Raw genomic sequence first — 15,965 nt, 5'->3', positions numbered from 1 at the left:
GCTCATAAAGCCTTGCACTGTAAAGAGCGGATGCGAGAGAACCAGATTTTGTTGTAGTGTTTCTTTTGAGCTTTTTTAGACGCAAAACACGGTTGTGGATCATGGCAGAGCAAGGGGACTGGCATCAACAACTCCCGTCCTTTATGGACTACCCCCTTGAGCCATCGCAATCCAATTTTGAGATAACTAATGCCTCGCCGCCAATGTGGATCAACCTGTTGGCGCAGCCCTTTAATGTGAACAGCCATTCCTTGAGTCGTGCTGAATAGCAGTGCCACAGCAGCAACCAGATAAAGCCTCTCTAATGCATCAGCACAGCGAATTTTCGACTCTTCTAGCTCAAACACTCCAGACTTACTATCGAGAAATAATTCTTCGACCCGAAACCTCAAAGCGTATTGCCACAAGGTCTGTAGCGTGGGTGATTCATCTGTAATCACCGCCCATGGTTCTTTCACTCCTCGGATATTAGCCAACACCAGATTGCACCGATAGATGCCATCTTCCCAAAGACCGACATTGCGGTAGAGGAGGGCTTCGCCTTTGGATGGCCACAATTGTCGGACTTCTCTTGGACATTGACGTGGACCATGGAGAAGGACATCACAAGGGACACGCAGACAGTAATGCCAATGGCTCTGTTGTAACCAGCTCATCAGTTGATGGTTCGCAAACCCACGATCTGCTAACACCATGACATCTGGATGCTGCCGCAATAACCAACGGGCCTGGCGCAATAGCGGTTGATATTCCTCAAAAGCGACAGCTGCACTCTTGTGCTCTAATACTTTCCACAACAACGGTACTGCTCTGCCACAGCAGACGACGGATAGATGAATCATGCAATATTCATTCCATAACACCGTTGTATCCATTGCCAGGTATAGACGATGAGATTGCCAGTTCTTAAGGGCTAGCAGGACTAGAGGTACATATAGCTTGTTAATATCAATGCGTTGATTGGCTATAAATCGTTGCCACCGACGCTCGACACTTTGGGCTTTTCTGGCTCGGCAGGGAACATAGGATTCCCAGGCAGATAAGCTTAAGCGTTCACTACAGATTAACGCGCTTACCATCCAGCCCAGAGCAATGAGATGGCGCAAATCTCGATAATGGCTGTGTTGACGTAAAAAGGAAAACAGTTGACGATAAATTTGGGTGGGGCCTGACATTTGAATAACGCTGATTTGTGATTAAATCTAGCCTCACATGTCTCTCCACTCTTTTCTCATAAACTATGTAAATAAAGGCTTTGACCTACTTCTGTCAGGCAATCAGCTCCATACCTAATCGACGCCGCATCAAATGCCTAGCTCTTTACCAGGAATTGATGACAGCGCTTACTCTCCACCTACGCACCCATCTCGATATCAATGAGGTGGGCATCGTGGAACAAGTTTATAACCGCCCAAGGAGTGAGAGTGGGATAGACATTAAGTATGGGCTTGGGTCGTTGCCGTGGACGCAAATATGAATTGCAAACCAAGACGACCCAACGTCTTCTGTTTATGGTGATCGTTCAGCTCGTAATAACGAACGCTTGCTAAAGAGCATTAACAGGTCTCCAGCAAATTTTGATCAATATGACCATGGGCTCCAAGGAGAGGTATTTGAGTCGCTCATGCCACTAGTAATATTCCGGGACGCAGCACATCAAAGTGAATGCGTCTTTTTATTTACTAATGGCAAAAATATCTCTTGGCAGGCCAACTATAGCCATAGATGGTCGACTTTCTCTGTAAATGGTCAACTATAGCTACAGAAAAAGTCTACTGAATAGCCCTTTACCTCTTCTGAGTGAATGAGGTGAAGCCTCCTATCTACCTGATTGGAGGGAGGAAGAACCTGCGATATTGCTAGGCAAAAAGCTCTTGCTGCCTGAATAGATGGCAAGCCTTTCTACCTTAAGACATCCATAGATGACTTTTTTGGGAAATTTATCTGATTTCAAGCTTTATCAGCATATTTTTCTTATTCGCAAGTAAAAAAACGTATACCTATCCATTATTTCAGGGGTTTTATCTTTTTGGGATACACCCTTTTCCATTTTGTTCAACATCCAGTGACTCATGATGTTTCCTAGATTTTTCACGCCAAACTTCTTCGCCTCTTCTAAATGCCAGCAGACATTAGCAGGTCTGATTTTATTCGGAGCTGTGGGAAGTGTTGGCTACAGCGGCCCCTCACAGGCTGCCATGGAGATTTATCCACAAGCTAAGCATGATCTGGTCTCTGCCTACTCACAATCTTCAACTCATTTGGGGCAAACCTCTATCCGTCTCCTTTCCACTCCAATGACGGATGTGATTATTGTTGATGCAGGTGTAACCAACCCAGATGCGTTGCTCAAAAATTTGCCTAGCCAGGCTGCTGTGCACTTTATTAATTCAAACGCAGATGGACTAGATCAAATTAGCGATATTCTCAGCAATTATCGCAATCTTAAAGCAGTGCACTTGATCTCTCATGGATCTGCTGCTCAGTTACATCTGGGAAGCTCACGGGTCAATTCAACCACTCTCCACCAAAAGGCGGAACAAATTCAGCAGTGGCAAACGGCACTATCGCCAACGGCAGATATCTTTCTCTATGGATGCAATGTTGCCTCGACAACGGAAGGGAAAGCATTTGTTTCTCACCTTAGCGCCCTAACCGACGCTGATGTGGCTGCCTCCAATAATCCAACGGGTGATGCAACCCAGGGTGGAGATTGGACCTTAGAGTATCAGCTGGGTGAACTAGAACCCCAGATGGTTTCTCAGCAACTAGCGCAGTCGAATTACGCTCAGCTCTTACAAGTTACCGTTCTAAATTTCAATGACTCAACACCAACATTAGAGCCCGCCACAACGAACGTTTACCGCTTCCAGAATGTCGCTACCGTAGGTGGACAAGGGATTGATGCGTTAGTCACGGTTAGCAATATCAATAATGCAACTCTCACCGACATCGATGCTAACAATACGTTTCCTGATCGATTTCAGCCAGTCATTCGCCACGATGGTGGAGCAAATGCAATCTCTTCCATTCAGTTTGATTTTCAGTTAGTTCAAGCTGGAACGAATACTCCTTTAGCTGCGACCAACGTTTTTTTCAGTGCTCAGGATGTGGATGGGAATGGAGCTGCAAACGCGGTTAGAGAGTTTGTAGAAGTGATCGGGGCTGACACCGTATTTATCGATAATCCAACTTTGTTGGAACTCGTACCGCCGACCGGAGGTGGGATTCGTCATCGAATTCAGAATTCTTCGAATGTGCAAAACGGGATTGGCACAGACGATCGCTACGAGATTTATAGTTACCTGGGAGACACGGTCAGCACCTTCACTATAATTGCTGGGAATGATGTGGGATCGGCCAACTGTTCTGGTGCAAGCTGCCCCCGCCAAAACTCTTGGACTTTTGATATTTCTGATATTCAAGTTATCGATTTCAGCGATGCCCCGTCCGATTACGGTGTTCCCTCCCATGCGGGTACTACAGCTACTACGCTTCAGCTGGGTGCTGCAAGAGATGGCGATAATGGTCCCATTCCTACGGCCAATGCTTTAGGAGACGATAACAATGGCTCTCCTGATGATGAGGATGGTGTGATCTTAGCGGCCCTCAACGCCAGCGATACCTCCTACACGATTCAGGCAGCAAATATCTCCGCCGCCAATGATACTGGGGGTCCAGCGACCCTACATGCCTGGGTGGACTTTGATGGAAATGGCACTTTTGAGGCTGATGAATATGCCAGTCAAACGGTACAAAGTGGCAACAGTTCCCCAGATGGGGCATTAATCTGGTCTGGGGCAGGGGTGAGTGGGTTGACAGGCGGTACGACTACCTATGCTCGTTTTCGCCTCACTACAGATGGCAACGTCAATGCCAACACACCGGGGGGATTTGCTAGGAATGGTGAGGTGGAAGATTACACACTTGCGATCGCATTACCCACTACACTCCCCCCAAGGAGCTGTGCCAACGGTACGGGCACCTTCGATTGGAGCACGTTGGAACCGCCAAATACCCCCAACTGGCCCAATGGCTCCTTAGGCCCACAGCAATTCACCGTCAACGGTGTGCAATATACCATCGAATTTAAAAACCCGAATAACCATAGCTTTACGGACACTTCGCCCCGAGTAGACTCGGCCAGCTTCACAGACAACAACGGTAACCCGGCCTTGTACTATCGGCCCAATATGACCACTGCCACGCCAGACCAATATATTGAAATCCATATCACCCTGCGCGATCCGGGCACAGGAAATCTGTTACCCATTACCGGGTTTCAAGGGGTTGTCGATGATGTGGATCAAAACAACTCTGGAGGTACTTGGCAAGATGAAGTGGTGTTGACGGGCTACTTAGGCGGCACCACAGGCGCGGCCCATTTACCGACTTTAGTGGCCAATGATCCAAGCAATGTCAGGGTTGTCGGCAATATTGCCTCAGGAATTACCATCAATAATTTCCCCATAGGCGGAGGGCCGGGTGCCAGTGTGAGCTATGGATTTGGGAACCAATCCGTCGATACCCTAGTTATTCGATATCGTCCAGGTCCTGAGACAACGAACCATACCTCAGCTCAACATACAACCCTCAATAATTGGTCATTCTGTTTGCCGGTCACGACCAATCCCAATGTGTTGCTAGTCAAGCGCATCACTCGCATCAACAATCTGGTAACCAATGACGGTACTGCGCTAAATGCCTACATTGATGAGCCTCTCTATCCCTACGACGACAATACCCTCAACAATCCTGCACCCACCCCCGTGGATACCGAATTTTGGCCGACCCCTAACACCTTTTTACTAGGTGCAACCAATGGAGGAGAAACACGGCCCGGCGATGAAATTGAGTACACGATATATTTCCTATCCACCGGTAATACCACGGCGATCGATGTCCAACTATGCGATAAAGTCCCCAGCTTTCAGGATTTTGTGCCAAATGCCTTTAACGCCGTCCCCCCTGCCCCTAGCGGAGGGGTTGGAGCCAATCGGGGTATTTCAGTTGAATACAATGGCAATCTCCTCTCCTTTACGAATGATGCAGATGGAGACACCGCTCAATATTACCCGCCCGGCTCAGCCCTACCATCCGCTTGTAGCAATGCCCCTGCCCAATCTGAAGACAATGGTGCCATCGTTGTCAACTTAGGGAATTTACCCCAAGCAACAAGCTCTGGCACCCCTTCAGCATCCTACGGTTCCATCCGTTTTCGAGCCACCGTAAAGTAGTTGCGTTCTACTTTACTGACCAGCCATTTTCACTGCATCAGACGTTTGATAACGCAGGTTTTCCGAGGGACTAACTACACGCTCTGAGCCATGCTCCAAAGTAGCGGTTATCGGTTGATCACTGTCTGCCTAGGGCAACGATGCTCCGCCCACACTGATCGGGGTACCCCACATCTTGACATCCGTGAGATTGATATTGGCGATCACTGCTCCCCGCGCTTCGACATTGTAGAGTCGGGCTCGGGTCAAGTTCACGGACTGCAAATGGGTGAGGTTTAGGCTAGCATTCGTCAAAAAAGCATCCGTCAAATCGGCTTGCTTCAGACTCGCCCCGGTTAAATCTGCGCCTTCTAAATTGGCCTCTTGTAGTTGCGCCCCCGTCAAATCGGCATTCCGCAGATCTGCTCCAATCAGATGGGCTTGCCGCAGATCTGCACCGGAAAGATCACACCCTTCGCAGGAATTAGTTGTTAAAAGCTGCTGGACCTGAGCGGGATCTGCCGCTTGGACAGGACGAGCCCAGAGCAAAGGGGTGAGGAATGCAAAAACCACTAAGAGTTTGCGTTTCATAGCTTATCCTCCTTTAGCATTGCCCTTCCTTGGCAACTGCACTCATCAAAAGCTGGGAAGAGACCTGCTAGATGGCGATACGATCACTTTTCGTATCTTTACCCCTTGATCGTCCCATAAGGTTGAGAGGAGAGGGGTAGAAATGTTGATACTTTTAACACAGTCATAACACTCCGCAACATTTGCGCCTCAAGGCCAATATCAGCCGATTATTCGCTACTAATTTAAAAATAGGCCTAAAGCCCCGCTCGCTGCTTCTGGGTCACAGGCTGAGGTTGTAGTGCTGTCCAGCATCTTGTCTGGTAGTTGTAAAGATCTGGGCAACTAACTCTGCCCGTGATGACACCTCCAGCTTGCGAAACATCCGCTTGAGGGCCTGCTTGACGGAATTTTCTGTAATCCACAGTTCTTTGCCAATGGCTGCATTGGTTAAACCCGATGCCACCAATTCAGCAATCTCTAATTCACGGGGGGTTAAGCATTCTCGTTTTTTGGCATTTTCCTGAGGTTTGACTGCAGCGACCCAAGTCGACAGGTGTAAGCAAATGGCACTCAAATCCGCTAAGTCTTGGGTATCAAAAGCGGGTTTGGCTTGTTCACGGGTCAAGCCCACTGCTCCTACAAGCCGCCCTTGGCTTACTAATGGCCCTGCCATCACATGCCAATGATCTAGACGAGGGCAAATCATCCGCCAGATCTTGGGGGATGTGACCAGAGATTCATGAACGGGCGCATGGCGCTCAGTAATATATCGGACAACAGGGTTGTGTTCTATGGAGAGGGCACGGTCCATCACTTGTTGCAACTGAGGCTCTAGCACGGCAAGCTGATCGAAGAAAAATAGCCCTTGCCGTGTACTGAAAAAGTACTGCCCCAACGAGGGAATAACCTGCTGTCGCAACGCTTGTTCAGTTGGGGCTTGATGAATGGCGGTGAACAACTCTTGAATCGTGATCATCTCAATGCCTCAAAGAGTACCCGATCGAGGACTGGGTCTAGGTGACCTACTTCCCTAATCTTAGCGGTAGTCCTTTTTACGAGAGTATCGCCCATGTCTGAGTATGCCAATCCCGAAGTCTTAGTTGATCCGCAATGGCTGAAGGAGCATCTCAACGACTCTAATCTTCGCATTCTTGAGGTGGAGATGAGTCCTGAGACTTACAGCAATGCCCATATTCCCGGTGCAGTTTTTTGGCAGATTGGCATAGAACTGATGATGCCAGACTTGTCCCTTAATTTAGATCCTGGTGCCTTCAGTACCTTGCTGGGAAAGTCTGGGATTGACGCAACTACAACCGTTGTCGCTTACGGCAGCTACCCCGGTACGGGGGCATTTATGTTTTGGCTATTTCAGCTCTTTGGCCATCAAAATATAGTGGTGCTCAATGGGGGATATCAGCAATGGATCGCCCAAAGGGGGCCTGTAGTTTCGGAGCTATCGACTTTCCCCGCAACTCAGTATCCGGTGCAAGGACCTGATGCTAATTTACGAGTCTTGTCTGCGGAAGTACTCGCTGCGCTGGAGAGACCTAATCAAGTCTTGCTAGATGTAAGAACACAGGCTGAATATGCGGGTGAACTGTATCTGATGGAACCAACCCAAGGGGATGAAGTTGGGGGACATATCCCTGGAGCTGTGCATCTAGACCATGCCGAGACGCTGAATGAGGATGGAACGTTCAAGTCGGCAGATGAATTACACGCTCTCTTTCAACAGCAAGGGATTACAACGAATAAGGAAATATTTCCCTACTGTGCCATTGGTGGACGCTCTGCCTACGTTTGGTTTGTTTTGAAATATTTGTTGGGCTACCCCCAAGTGCGTAGCTATGATGGCTCTTGGCAGGAATGGAGTCGGTTGCCCGATGTTCCTATTGATCAAGGGTGAGAGGACTCGAAGTTTTGAATGGCTGGCTTTGCTCAACTCTGCTTTGTTGGGTCTTTAGCCAAACAGTTAGAAGAGTGACAGATATCCCAATAATGGGGAATCGAGTTGAGCTGCTATTGTTGATTGTCTTGTTTTTAGTCATCTTTCCCAAACCAAGGAGGAAAGGTGTATCCCATTGTTTCAAACATCTGGCAAAGCAGTACCCCGCATTTTCATCGACAGGGTTAACCATATATCTCGATGGCCTTCATTCAAACGGTTGTGGGGCTCGATCGGGGAGTGCTGATCGAGGTCAATGCCTGGGCACACAAAGCCAACTGGGTCAATGCTACTATTAACACGCCTTCTGTTCTTGAAACTATGCCTATCCCTGCTTACCAAGATCCTGTAGCCCAACTCCTCACCCAAGGATATCCTGCAGATTTAAACAGCCCTGAAGATATTGACTATCTTCAAGCCTTTGGATTTACAGAAGCTCATATCCCTGAACTCAGTCGGCTCGCTGCTGAAGAAAACTTGAACTGGGATGATGAGGGAGAGTGTTACTCCCCCATGCATGCTTGTCGTGCATTAGGTCAACTCAAAACAGAGAATGCGATTCAAGCACTGTTGGCTCTCTTTGATAGTGAGTATGACTTTTTAAGGGAAGAGTTGCCCGCCATCTTGGCAAAAATAGGTCCAACCTGTATTCCAACACTCTCAGGTTATCTAGCTGAAGGGAAACGCCCTTGGCTGGGTATATCTACAGCCGCTTCAGGACTCACCAAAATTGCTCAACGATATCCTGATTATCGGCAAAACTGCATTGATGAATTAACAGCAGCCCTGGCTCGACACAAGGAACAGACAGCAGAGACTAATGGAAGTTTAGTCTGCGAATTACTCAACTTAAAAGCGACTGGAGCCGCCAGTGTGATTGAACGGGCTTACAAAGAAGGCCCAATGGACGAAATGTTTTGTGGCAGCTGGGCAAGAGTGCAGATTTCGTTAGGATTGGCAACAGAAGCCGACTTTTCTCCAGAAGAACTTCAGCATCAGGAACCCGAATGGATGGAGCATATCCGCCGATTGGCAAATATGCCCACTGAGTCGCAACCTGAACAGAGCAAATTACCCGACTTTGGCAAAGGTGCCTTATCACAGAGCCAGAAGAAGTCAGGGAAGAAAACCACGGGGTTTGGGGTTGTGAAACCAAAGAACAAACAACGAAAAAACAAGTGATGGGTCAACCGACATGAGGGAACAGATGCGTCTTTGACTGAGCGGTTTCGTCTATAGGAGTGAAGCCATCAAAATATAGAACTGGAGGCCAAATGATGTCTCGCTTACAACTCGCTCTTAATGTCAAAGACCTGGAAGCCGCTACTCGTTTTTACAGCAAACTGTTTGCCACTAAACCTGCCAAGCGTCGGCCTGGGTATACCAACTTTGCGATCGCAAACCCGTCTCTCAAACTGGTGTTATTCGAAAACCCCTCAGCCACCAGCAAGTTAAACCACTTGGGCATTGAAGTGGAGTCATCTGAGCAGGTTGCAAAAGAAAGAGATCGCCTCAACAAAGCTAGCCTATCAGTTCGATCAGAAGATCAGACCACCTGTTGCTATGCGGTTCAAGACAAAGCTTGGGTCACGGATACAGATGGAGACACCTGGGAAATCTACGCTGTTCTAGAAGACTCAGAATCGTTAGCTTGTGGCTGTGCCTGATCGGGTGGTGCTTCAAATGGATATCGAACAGCTTTGGCAAGACTATCAACCGCAATTACGGCACTTTCTCCAGACTAGAGTCCACAATCCTGCTGATGTGGATGACCTCCTTCAAGACATTTGGATTAAGTCTTACCAACGTCTGGGAACTGTACAGCAGCCCAGCAAGATTCAAGTATGGCTGTTTCAAATTGCCCGCAATTCTTTGATTGACTATTATCGAAGACCTCACCCAGACAGAGCTGAGGTCGATATCACTCATCTGCCTCAGCTCGATAACAAGGTGGAAGATTATGAGCAAATTCGGCAGGAACTAGCTCGCTGTATTCGACCATTTATCGCCCAATTGCCTGATAAATATCGCGAGGCTGTCGATTGGGTTGATTTACAAGGAAAATCCCAGAAAGTCTTGGCTGAAGAATTAGGGCTTTCTCACTCTGCCGTTAAGTCACGCGTACAGCGAGGAAGGCGACTGCTAGGCTCTCTTTTCCATGCCTGCTGTCAATATCAGCTAGATGCGCGGGGTAATCTAATTGCTATGGAAGCTACTGCCAAACATTGTCAGATTTGTGATTCCTACTGACCTTTGCATGGCAATTCATAAGACCCATTAAAATAGAAACACCATCCATCTCCACAGTCATACCTCATGTACATTGAACTCAAACCCGCGCAAAAGCAGTTTGTTCAAAAGCAGCTTGAAAAGGGGCGATTCAATACCGTCGATGAACTCTTCGATATGGCCTTAATGTTGTTAGAGCAAGACCAACGACTGGAAGAACTTCGTCACCAGATAGATGTTGGTACAGAACAAATTCAACAAGGCAAAGTTGTGGATGGGGAAGCTATTTTTGAACATTATGCATGAGAATTGAATCAGTCAGAACACATTTGACCTAAGTCTGAATTGCCACTGTTTCAGAACATCCCAGTCTTATCCAGTCTCACAAAAAAGCTCTGCGTCAAGTGTTGGAGGTGAGATAGAAAGTAACTTCACTTCGTAACCTTTAACAGTCGAACATTCAATTTCCTCAGAGCATAATTCTCTAAGAGCTTTCCAAAGCATTGCCGATTCATAATATTCATAATCAGCCGGGATGTAGTCGAGAAGTGTTCTTGCACAAACGACTACCAATCGAGCTTGAGTGCGTGAGAAAGCCACGTTTGACCGATTCAGATCTAAGATAAACTCAACATTCTTAGCAATGGCTGATGGATCACTCGCAGTAGCAGAGACTATTACTGTAGGACGTTCATCTCCCTGTAAGCGTTCAACAGTGTCGATGACATCAATGGTGCTTCCATAATGCTCCGCAAGTACTTGCCGAAGTAAACTTCTTTGAGCTCTATGGGGAGTCACAACTGCAACTGACCCTTCACGTAATTCATGCTCGGTGGACAAGATTTCCTGAATGATTGCAGCTTCAGTTTCGTTACTGCGTTTAGATTGTGCCTCATTATGGAGTACAAGATATAACCCAGCAGGTGAGCTAAAAATAACACTCCAAGGTGATCCTGTTTCATGAGATCGCCTTCTTTCATATGAAGTAGGTTCCCCTTTTAAAGCTATGCCGTCACGTTCATAAATGCGAGCCAGCAGTTCTCGAATAGGAGCAGGCAGCCGAAAGGTAAAACTTAGAGCTGATCTTGTAATTTGCGAATTTATCAGGTTGCCATTCTGCTGAGTCTTAAGTACCGCCTCAAAAGCACTTGCATAGGGTTGATACAGCACTACAGGAGGTCTGTCTTCACGTTCCCAGTCATGGGCAACAATCGGCGCAAGCTGTCTATGGTCACCAGTAAGCATGATTTCTCCATGCTCTTCTACCAGTGTGGCAAGCGAGAGAAAGTGAGGAAATACGATCATGCTTGCTTCATCAACTATGAGCGTTGATGCTTGAAAGCCTTGAGGCAGATTACGAAAGGCAGCAGAGCCATTAAGCTTATTGGTCATTTTGAGCAGGCTTGCTGTGGTACCACCAATGATCAACACAGCATCAGTACGCAAGTCTTTGATTTTTTTTACACAAGAGTCTGCTGAGAAGTCCTCCACCGAACCACCAACTGGACGATTAGGAACTGAAGAGTGTGCTTTCGATAGTCGAATTGCAGGTAGGGAAAAGCCTACTGCTTCTGCTGTATTCCTAAACCGTTCTCGAATTCCGTCTAATCGCTGCAGCAAATTGTCAACAGCCGTATGGGTATTAGCGGCGATTAGTACAATGTCACCTAAGTTCCGATTACCTACTCGCTGTATCTGTCTTTGAGCAAGAATTCTTAGTAAAGTAGCTGCGGCAGTAGTAGCAGTTTTACCCGTTCCAGGTGGTCCCTGAAGAAGTTGCACTCGCGCTGATAATCCCTCGATAGCAGCCGTAATCTGTGAGTTATCAAGTAGGTTGCCGTCTGAAATCTCCAGTGTTTCTAAAATCTCTCGGTACTGCCCGAGTCTTGCAGGTTCTACGGGAGTCTGAGATGGTATCTGTGCAACATTCGGATGAAACCAATCAAGTACGTGGGTTCCTTGCCCTTGCTGAAGTCTGTCATCGACCCTTGGCGCTACAAAATCAGATGGACTCTCATCAATTGTTGCATGGGTGAAAATAAGTGTTTCCTCGCGAGGAGCAGTCTTCCCATAAAGCCGATATCTATCTTGATTGCGTAGTGGAATGACACTCAAACGAATCGCCCTTGTATCCCAATTCAATACGTCGAGCACACATGTGAATCCACCTAAGAATAATTGCCCAACGGTTTGCCCTTGTGCCGGGGTCTCAAAACACGGCGTGAGGCGAATAAATGAGCCTTCTGCAAGAGAGCAATTGGCTCGAAAAGCCTCATAACTTATGTCGAATTGAGTGAGATCAATTTGTGCTTGCAGATGGGTTCGCCCCTGGAGATGAACTGTCTGCACATCGGTTACTGGAATTGTTTTCCCACTACTCATCCGGTAAAGTGGTGGTACCAGGTGGGTAGAAGTCCAGTTCGCAGTATTAATGTACTGGTCTAACCGTAGAAAATCAATAGCTGCTTGTGCTGTATCATTCACATCCAAACTGAAATCAGGAAGGCTAGCGATTTCGATAAACGGCTTCTGAATTTCTGAATTCTTAGATCTGACTCGTTCTTCAATCCAGCGGAGTGCATGCACTCGAGCTCGCAGGTACTCTTCAAGAGGGCGTAAGCAAAGGATCGGGGATGCATGGCTCAAAGAAAAACGGGTCAAGGACAATAGATCCTGTACCCGAACCAAAAAACTATCATGCCCCTACCATCGCAATTGCTAACCGTGCTAGCCCATGACGAATTTCTAGAACAAACTGAAGCACTCAAAGTATCAACCAGCCTGAGTCAGATGGTTTATATCGTTCTGCAAATGGGCTTGTTTCTAGCTCGCTGTCTTCTGGAGGATGAACTCTCAAGGCGCGCGAAAGCAGTATTTGTATGGCCTGTATGTACTACCTGCGGAACCCGCTTACATTCGAAGGGATGGGAATCTCGTCAGATGCAGACACTGGTAGGCACTATCTCTTGAAAGCGACGGGTGGGCCGTTGTCCCAAAGGATGTCCAGGCAGTCTGTTGACTCCCCTGGATCAAGCCATTGGGATTCCCCCCTATCAGCACAGCAGCGAAGAACTGGTGCGTCTGGGCTGCTTGTTGAGTCTGTTCATGCCCTATGAACTGGCCAGTTGGATGCTGGGTCAGTGGAGTGGTCTATCCGTGAGTCCATCCAGTTTGTGGAACTGGGTGCAATCCGTGGGTAACAAAGCTCAGCAGGAATTAGAAGCTCAACTCAACGCTCAATCATCAGGGACTCAGGCCCCTTGTGAAGCGATTTCAGAGATGTTATCTGCTCTACCTTTGGCCATTGCCGCCGATGGTGTGATGGTCCCCTTTCGCCCCACCCCGAACTCACCCAAGGGAAAAATCCAGTGGCGAGAAGTCAAAGTCGCCATCTTAGCTCGCCTGGGAACACGGGTTACCCGAGCTAAAAAGGAGGTCCCCCAATTACTGCGTCGAAGACTGGTGGCAGTATTGGGCGATATCGACCAGTTCATCCCTTTACTTCAACTCGAAGCTCACAAACAAGACTTTGAATCTGCTCCAAAAGTCATCTGGCTCAGTGATGGGGGACGAGGCTTCTGGCGAGTCTATCGCACCTTGTTCTCTCATTGTGCTGTGGCAGTCCTCGACTTTTTTCATTCAGCAGGCCATCTGGCACGAGCAACTAAAGCGATGTTTGGAGATGCCCGCTCTGCTCAAGCCCAAGCCTGGTTCCGGCACTGGCGACACCAATTGCGACACGGGCAACACCTACTTGTATTACGGTCCTTGACGATATTGATTCACTCACAACTGTTAACGGGAAAGTCTTTTTCAACGTTGCTCCAGGTGCAGGCTTATTTCCAACGCCATCATCACCACATCCGTTATCGGCACTTTGAACAGCAACAGATTCCTCTCGGGTCAGGAATGGTTGAAAGTGCATGCAAGTGGTTGATTCAGCAGCGCTTTAAGGGAGTTGGCATGCGCTGGAGTGAGGATGGTTTCAACCATTTACTGATCTTGAGAATTGCCTGGGTCAATGAACGGTTTGACTCCTTATTCCCAGAGGTGACCATTCCGAAAACTAAGGCATCCCCGATCCGCTAAATACGCCCTCTTCAAGATACCGGGGTTGTCGAGCATTGTTATATCGATTAAGTGCATTTCTTAAGCTACCTGCTGGAACCGTTGAAAGGTCAGGAAGCTTTCGCCAATAAGCTCGCCAATAAGGAGCAGAGAGCGAATCAGTAAACCGACTTCTAATTTCAAACCGATGCTTTTGACTTTTCCCGTCTTTGTCTTGAGCCCAGTTACCGTGGGCATTCATATCAAGAGTACTCTTGAAATCAAAGATATCCTGGGTGAATTCATGGTCTAAATTTACTTCATGGCCTGCAATGCGACGTTTCCAATGGTAACGTTTGCCAAACCACCGAAGGCTTGACACCACCACAAGTCCCCTTCCCGTCCATCCCAGTGCGTAACGGCGGTTTACCTCCTCGCTTAAGGACGAGTAAATGAGCTGATCAAGACTTTCACGACATCCGAGCAGCTCTCGTAAATGACCGAGGAGGTAAGAGTCTGCCCTTGAGCAGCCTTCAACAAGATTACTCATCTCGCCCCGGGTCCACATATAGAAATGGATTGGAGCTTCAGCAACCTGTGCGACCTCAGCAATCTGATCGACCAAGGCCATGAGAAATTCCTGTATAAGTTCCCTTTCAGCGCTGCAATCTTGAAGGTAGTTGCCCGTCCAAGGCGATCGCTTAAAACGAATTACGTCTTCACCTTGAAGTGTGCGTTCTTCAACTAGGGAGGTAGCATCGGCATCCTCTACCGACAGAGGAACCTGCTCAATCACGTCAGGATTAGGAACCCTTCGTCCATCTTCTTTAGTGATAAATCCTGTGTGGAGCTGTCTCTCGCTTTTGGTGATGTGGGCAGCTAATGCGCCAATACGGTTTTCTACATAGTCATATTCAATTGATAAGTACACTCGGATGAGCCTATGCCCATTTATCTCATGGGTTGGCAGTTGGCTCTGTCCTACATTCCTTAAAAGACTGACTTCGTACTCATCTAGATTCTGATTATTGCCTGGAAGCGTTTGCCGTCTGGCTCTCGCCTTTTCCTGCAGTAACTCTAGGTTCTCTATGAAAGTGGCATCAGCGCGGATTGCGCTTGCACCCTCACTGCTTAGATCAAGGTCAGCAAGATCATCAATCGTAGTAACTCCGTTTGTCCTAAATACTCGTATTGTGCTTGGTTCTAGCCCTAAGAGTTGTAAGCTCCGCAATCGAGCACTCTCTGGGAGACAGTGAACGCTGAACACACAGTCATCGCATTTTTGTTCGATCTGGTAATTCAACTCAGCAAGGGAAGTACGGATAACTCTCGCAAAAGGACCATTAGATTCAAGTAATTTTCGTGCATCTGAATTTTCAGTTTCGAGGTCTAGAGGAGTTAGGTTTAAAATCTCCTGGTTTTCACTATTACTTTCATCAATACGGGCTACAACAGCATCAACAGCATCATTTGAGATAGTGCATCCTCCAATAGTGAGTGGAGTATTGGCATCTAAAAGTTGCCGCACAAGCATCTGATAGACAGCCACTTGGATACGATGATATGTCCGATCTTTCCTGCTAGCCTTACACTCAACGATTCGAAGACGAGGAGTATCGCCTTCCCACAATAGGAGGGCAAAATCCATCCGGCCCTCAATTTCAAATCCTTCTAGCGTAGACTTAATTGTTACCTCACGCCCATAGGCATTTTGGCCAGGATTGAGCTTGGTAAGTTGTGCTATGAAGTCATCCCAAGCGAGACTATCTTGTGCGTCTCCTTCACTATCAGATGATTCGATATGCACTAACCCTGAAGCCTGAAGTTGTTTCTCCCAAGCATTTTCTCGCAGCTTGCCAGCTTCTTGGAGTACAGGATCCATAGAGTTAAAGAGTCTTTCAGCAAAAGGCAGTTCTTTTGCTAGGGCCCTGTTGTCAAATGCGAGTTTAAAGCGC

11 protein-coding genes and 1 pseudogene are annotated in these 15,965 nt (G+C 47.6%); 7 read left to right on the top strand and 5 right to left on the bottom strand.

Translation table 11 applies throughout. The features are described 5' to 3' along the window. Window positions 1–2 precede the first annotated feature (2 nt). Window positions 3–1,175, bottom strand: coding sequence for a transposase (locus HRE53_RS19410; protein ID WP_235107614.1), 1,173 nt, complete (start codon window positions 1,173–1,175; stop codon window positions 3–5). A gap of 897 nt (window positions 1,176–2,072) precedes the next feature. On the opposite strand from HRE53_RS19410, the gene HRE53_RS19405 reads away from it, so the two are divergent. Then, a complete protein-coding gene (locus HRE53_RS19405; protein ID WP_235107613.1) occupies window positions 2,073–5,237 on the top strand; it encodes a DUF4347 domain-containing protein in 3,165 nt (1,054 codons plus the stop codon). A gap of 129 nt (window positions 5,238–5,366) precedes the next feature. On the opposite strand, the gene HRE53_RS19400 is transcribed toward HRE53_RS19405, so the two are convergent. Beyond that, window positions 5,367–5,807 carry a pentapeptide repeat-containing protein gene (locus tag HRE53_RS19400; RefSeq protein WP_235107612.1) on the bottom strand — a complete coding sequence of 147 codons (441 nt, stop codon included), beginning with the start codon at window positions 5,805–5,807 and terminating at the stop codon, window positions 5,367–5,369. Between the two features lie 262 nt (window positions 5,808–6,069). After that, window positions 6,070–6,765, bottom strand: a complete 696-nt coding sequence (locus HRE53_RS19395) for a LuxR C-terminal-related transcriptional regulator (RefSeq protein ID WP_235107611.1) — start codon at window positions 6,763–6,765, stop codon at window positions 6,070–6,072. A gap of 93 nt (window positions 6,766–6,858) precedes the next feature. Here HRE53_RS19395 and HRE53_RS19390 point away from each other — a divergent pair, with 93 nt between their 5' ends. From HRE53_RS19390 to HRE53_RS19370, 5 genes are all read left to right on the top strand, one after another. Next, a complete protein-coding gene (locus HRE53_RS19390; protein ID WP_235107610.1) occupies window positions 6,859–7,695 on the top strand; it encodes a sulfurtransferase in 837 nt (278 codons plus the stop codon). 240 nt (window positions 7,696–7,935) lie between these two features. Further along, the gene (locus HRE53_RS19385) at window positions 7,936–8,916 is read left to right on the top strand and encodes a HEAT repeat domain-containing protein (RefSeq protein ID WP_235107609.1); all 981 of its coding nucleotides are present in this window, start codon (window positions 7,936–7,938) and stop codon (window positions 8,914–8,916) included. 92 nt (window positions 8,917–9,008) lie between these two features. Continuing rightward, complete coding sequence (locus HRE53_RS19380; RefSeq protein WP_235107608.1) at window positions 9,009–9,401, top strand: ArsI/CadI family heavy metal resistance metalloenzyme; 393 nt, start codon at window positions 9,009–9,011, stop codon at window positions 9,399–9,401. Further along, complete coding sequence (gene sigZ / locus HRE53_RS19375) at window positions 9,388–9,984, top strand: RNA polymerase sigma factor SigZ (RefSeq protein WP_235107607.1); 597 nt, start codon at window positions 9,388–9,390, stop codon at window positions 9,982–9,984. Before HRE53_RS19380 ends, sigZ begins: the two co-directional genes overlap by 14 nt. A 66-nt stretch (window positions 9,985–10,050) precedes the next feature. Beyond that, window positions 10,051–10,269, top strand: a complete 219-nt coding sequence (locus HRE53_RS19370) for a hypothetical protein (protein WP_235107606.1) — start codon at window positions 10,051–10,053, stop codon at window positions 10,267–10,269. Between the two features lie 66 nt (window positions 10,270–10,335). On the opposite strand, the gene HRE53_RS19365 is transcribed toward HRE53_RS19370, so the two are convergent. After that, window positions 10,336–12,624, bottom strand: coding sequence for an AAA domain-containing protein (locus HRE53_RS19365; protein ID WP_235107605.1), 2,289 nt, complete (start codon window positions 12,622–12,624; stop codon window positions 10,336–10,338). Between the two features lie 36 nt (window positions 12,625–12,660). Here HRE53_RS19365 and HRE53_RS19355 point away from each other — a divergent pair. After that, window positions 12,661–14,052, top strand: a pseudogene (locus tag HRE53_RS19355) (ISKra4 family transposase). Here the strand turns inward: HRE53_RS19355 and HRE53_RS19350 are convergent. After that, window positions 14,030–15,892: a PD-(D/E)XK nuclease family protein gene (locus HRE53_RS19350; RefSeq protein WP_235107604.1), complete on the bottom strand. Its 1,863-nt coding sequence runs from the start codon at window positions 15,890–15,892 to the stop codon at window positions 14,030–14,032. The pseudogene HRE53_RS19355 and the gene HRE53_RS19350 sit on opposite strands and share 23 nt — an antisense overlap. Between the last annotated feature and the right edge of the window lie 73 nt (window positions 15,893–15,965).

The organism is Acaryochloris sp. 'Moss Beach', from assembly GCF_021497025.1.
Taxonomy (GTDB): Bacteria; Cyanobacteriota; Cyanobacteriia; order Thermosynechococcales; family Thermosynechococcaceae; genus Acaryochloris; species Acaryochloris marina_A.
The sequence above is the reverse complement of the archived record's forward strand: the minus strand, read 5'-3'. Positions and strand labels throughout refer to the sequence as shown.

What these genes read in the sequence shown, in the direction of transcription:
- HRE53_RS19385 (WP_235107609.1), top strand. Translation starts at nt 7,936, where the DNA reads ATGGCCTTCATTCAAACGGTTGTGGGGCTCGATCGGGGAGTGCTGATC.
- HRE53_RS19410 (WP_235107614.1), bottom strand. Translation starts at nt 1,175, where the DNA reads ATGTCAGGCCCCACCCAAATTTATCGTCAACTGTTTTCCTTTTTACGT.
- HRE53_RS19380 (WP_235107608.1), top strand. Translation starts at nt 9,009, where the DNA reads ATGATGTCTCGCTTACAACTCGCTCTTAATGTCAAAGACCTGGAAGCC.
- HRE53_RS19390 (WP_235107610.1), top strand. Translation starts at nt 6,859, where the DNA reads ATGTCTGAGTATGCCAATCCCGAAGTCTTAGTTGATCCGCAATGGCTG.
- HRE53_RS19405 (WP_235107613.1), top strand. Translation starts at nt 2,073, where the DNA reads ATGATGTTTCCTAGATTTTTCACGCCAAACTTCTTCGCCTCTTCTAAA.
- HRE53_RS19350 (WP_235107604.1), bottom strand. Translation starts at nt 15,892, where the DNA reads ATGGATCCTGTACTCCAAGAAGCTGGCAAGCTGCGAGAAAATGCTTGG.
- HRE53_RS19370 (WP_235107606.1), top strand. Translation starts at nt 10,051, where the DNA reads ATGTACATTGAACTCAAACCCGCGCAAAAGCAGTTTGTTCAAAAGCAG.
- HRE53_RS19400 (WP_235107612.1), bottom strand. Translation starts at nt 5,807, where the DNA reads ATGAAACGCAAACTCTTAGTGGTTTTTGCATTCCTCACCCCTTTGCTC.
- HRE53_RS19395 (WP_235107611.1), bottom strand. Translation starts at nt 6,765, where the DNA reads ATGATCACGATTCAAGAGTTGTTCACCGCCATTCATCAAGCCCCAACT.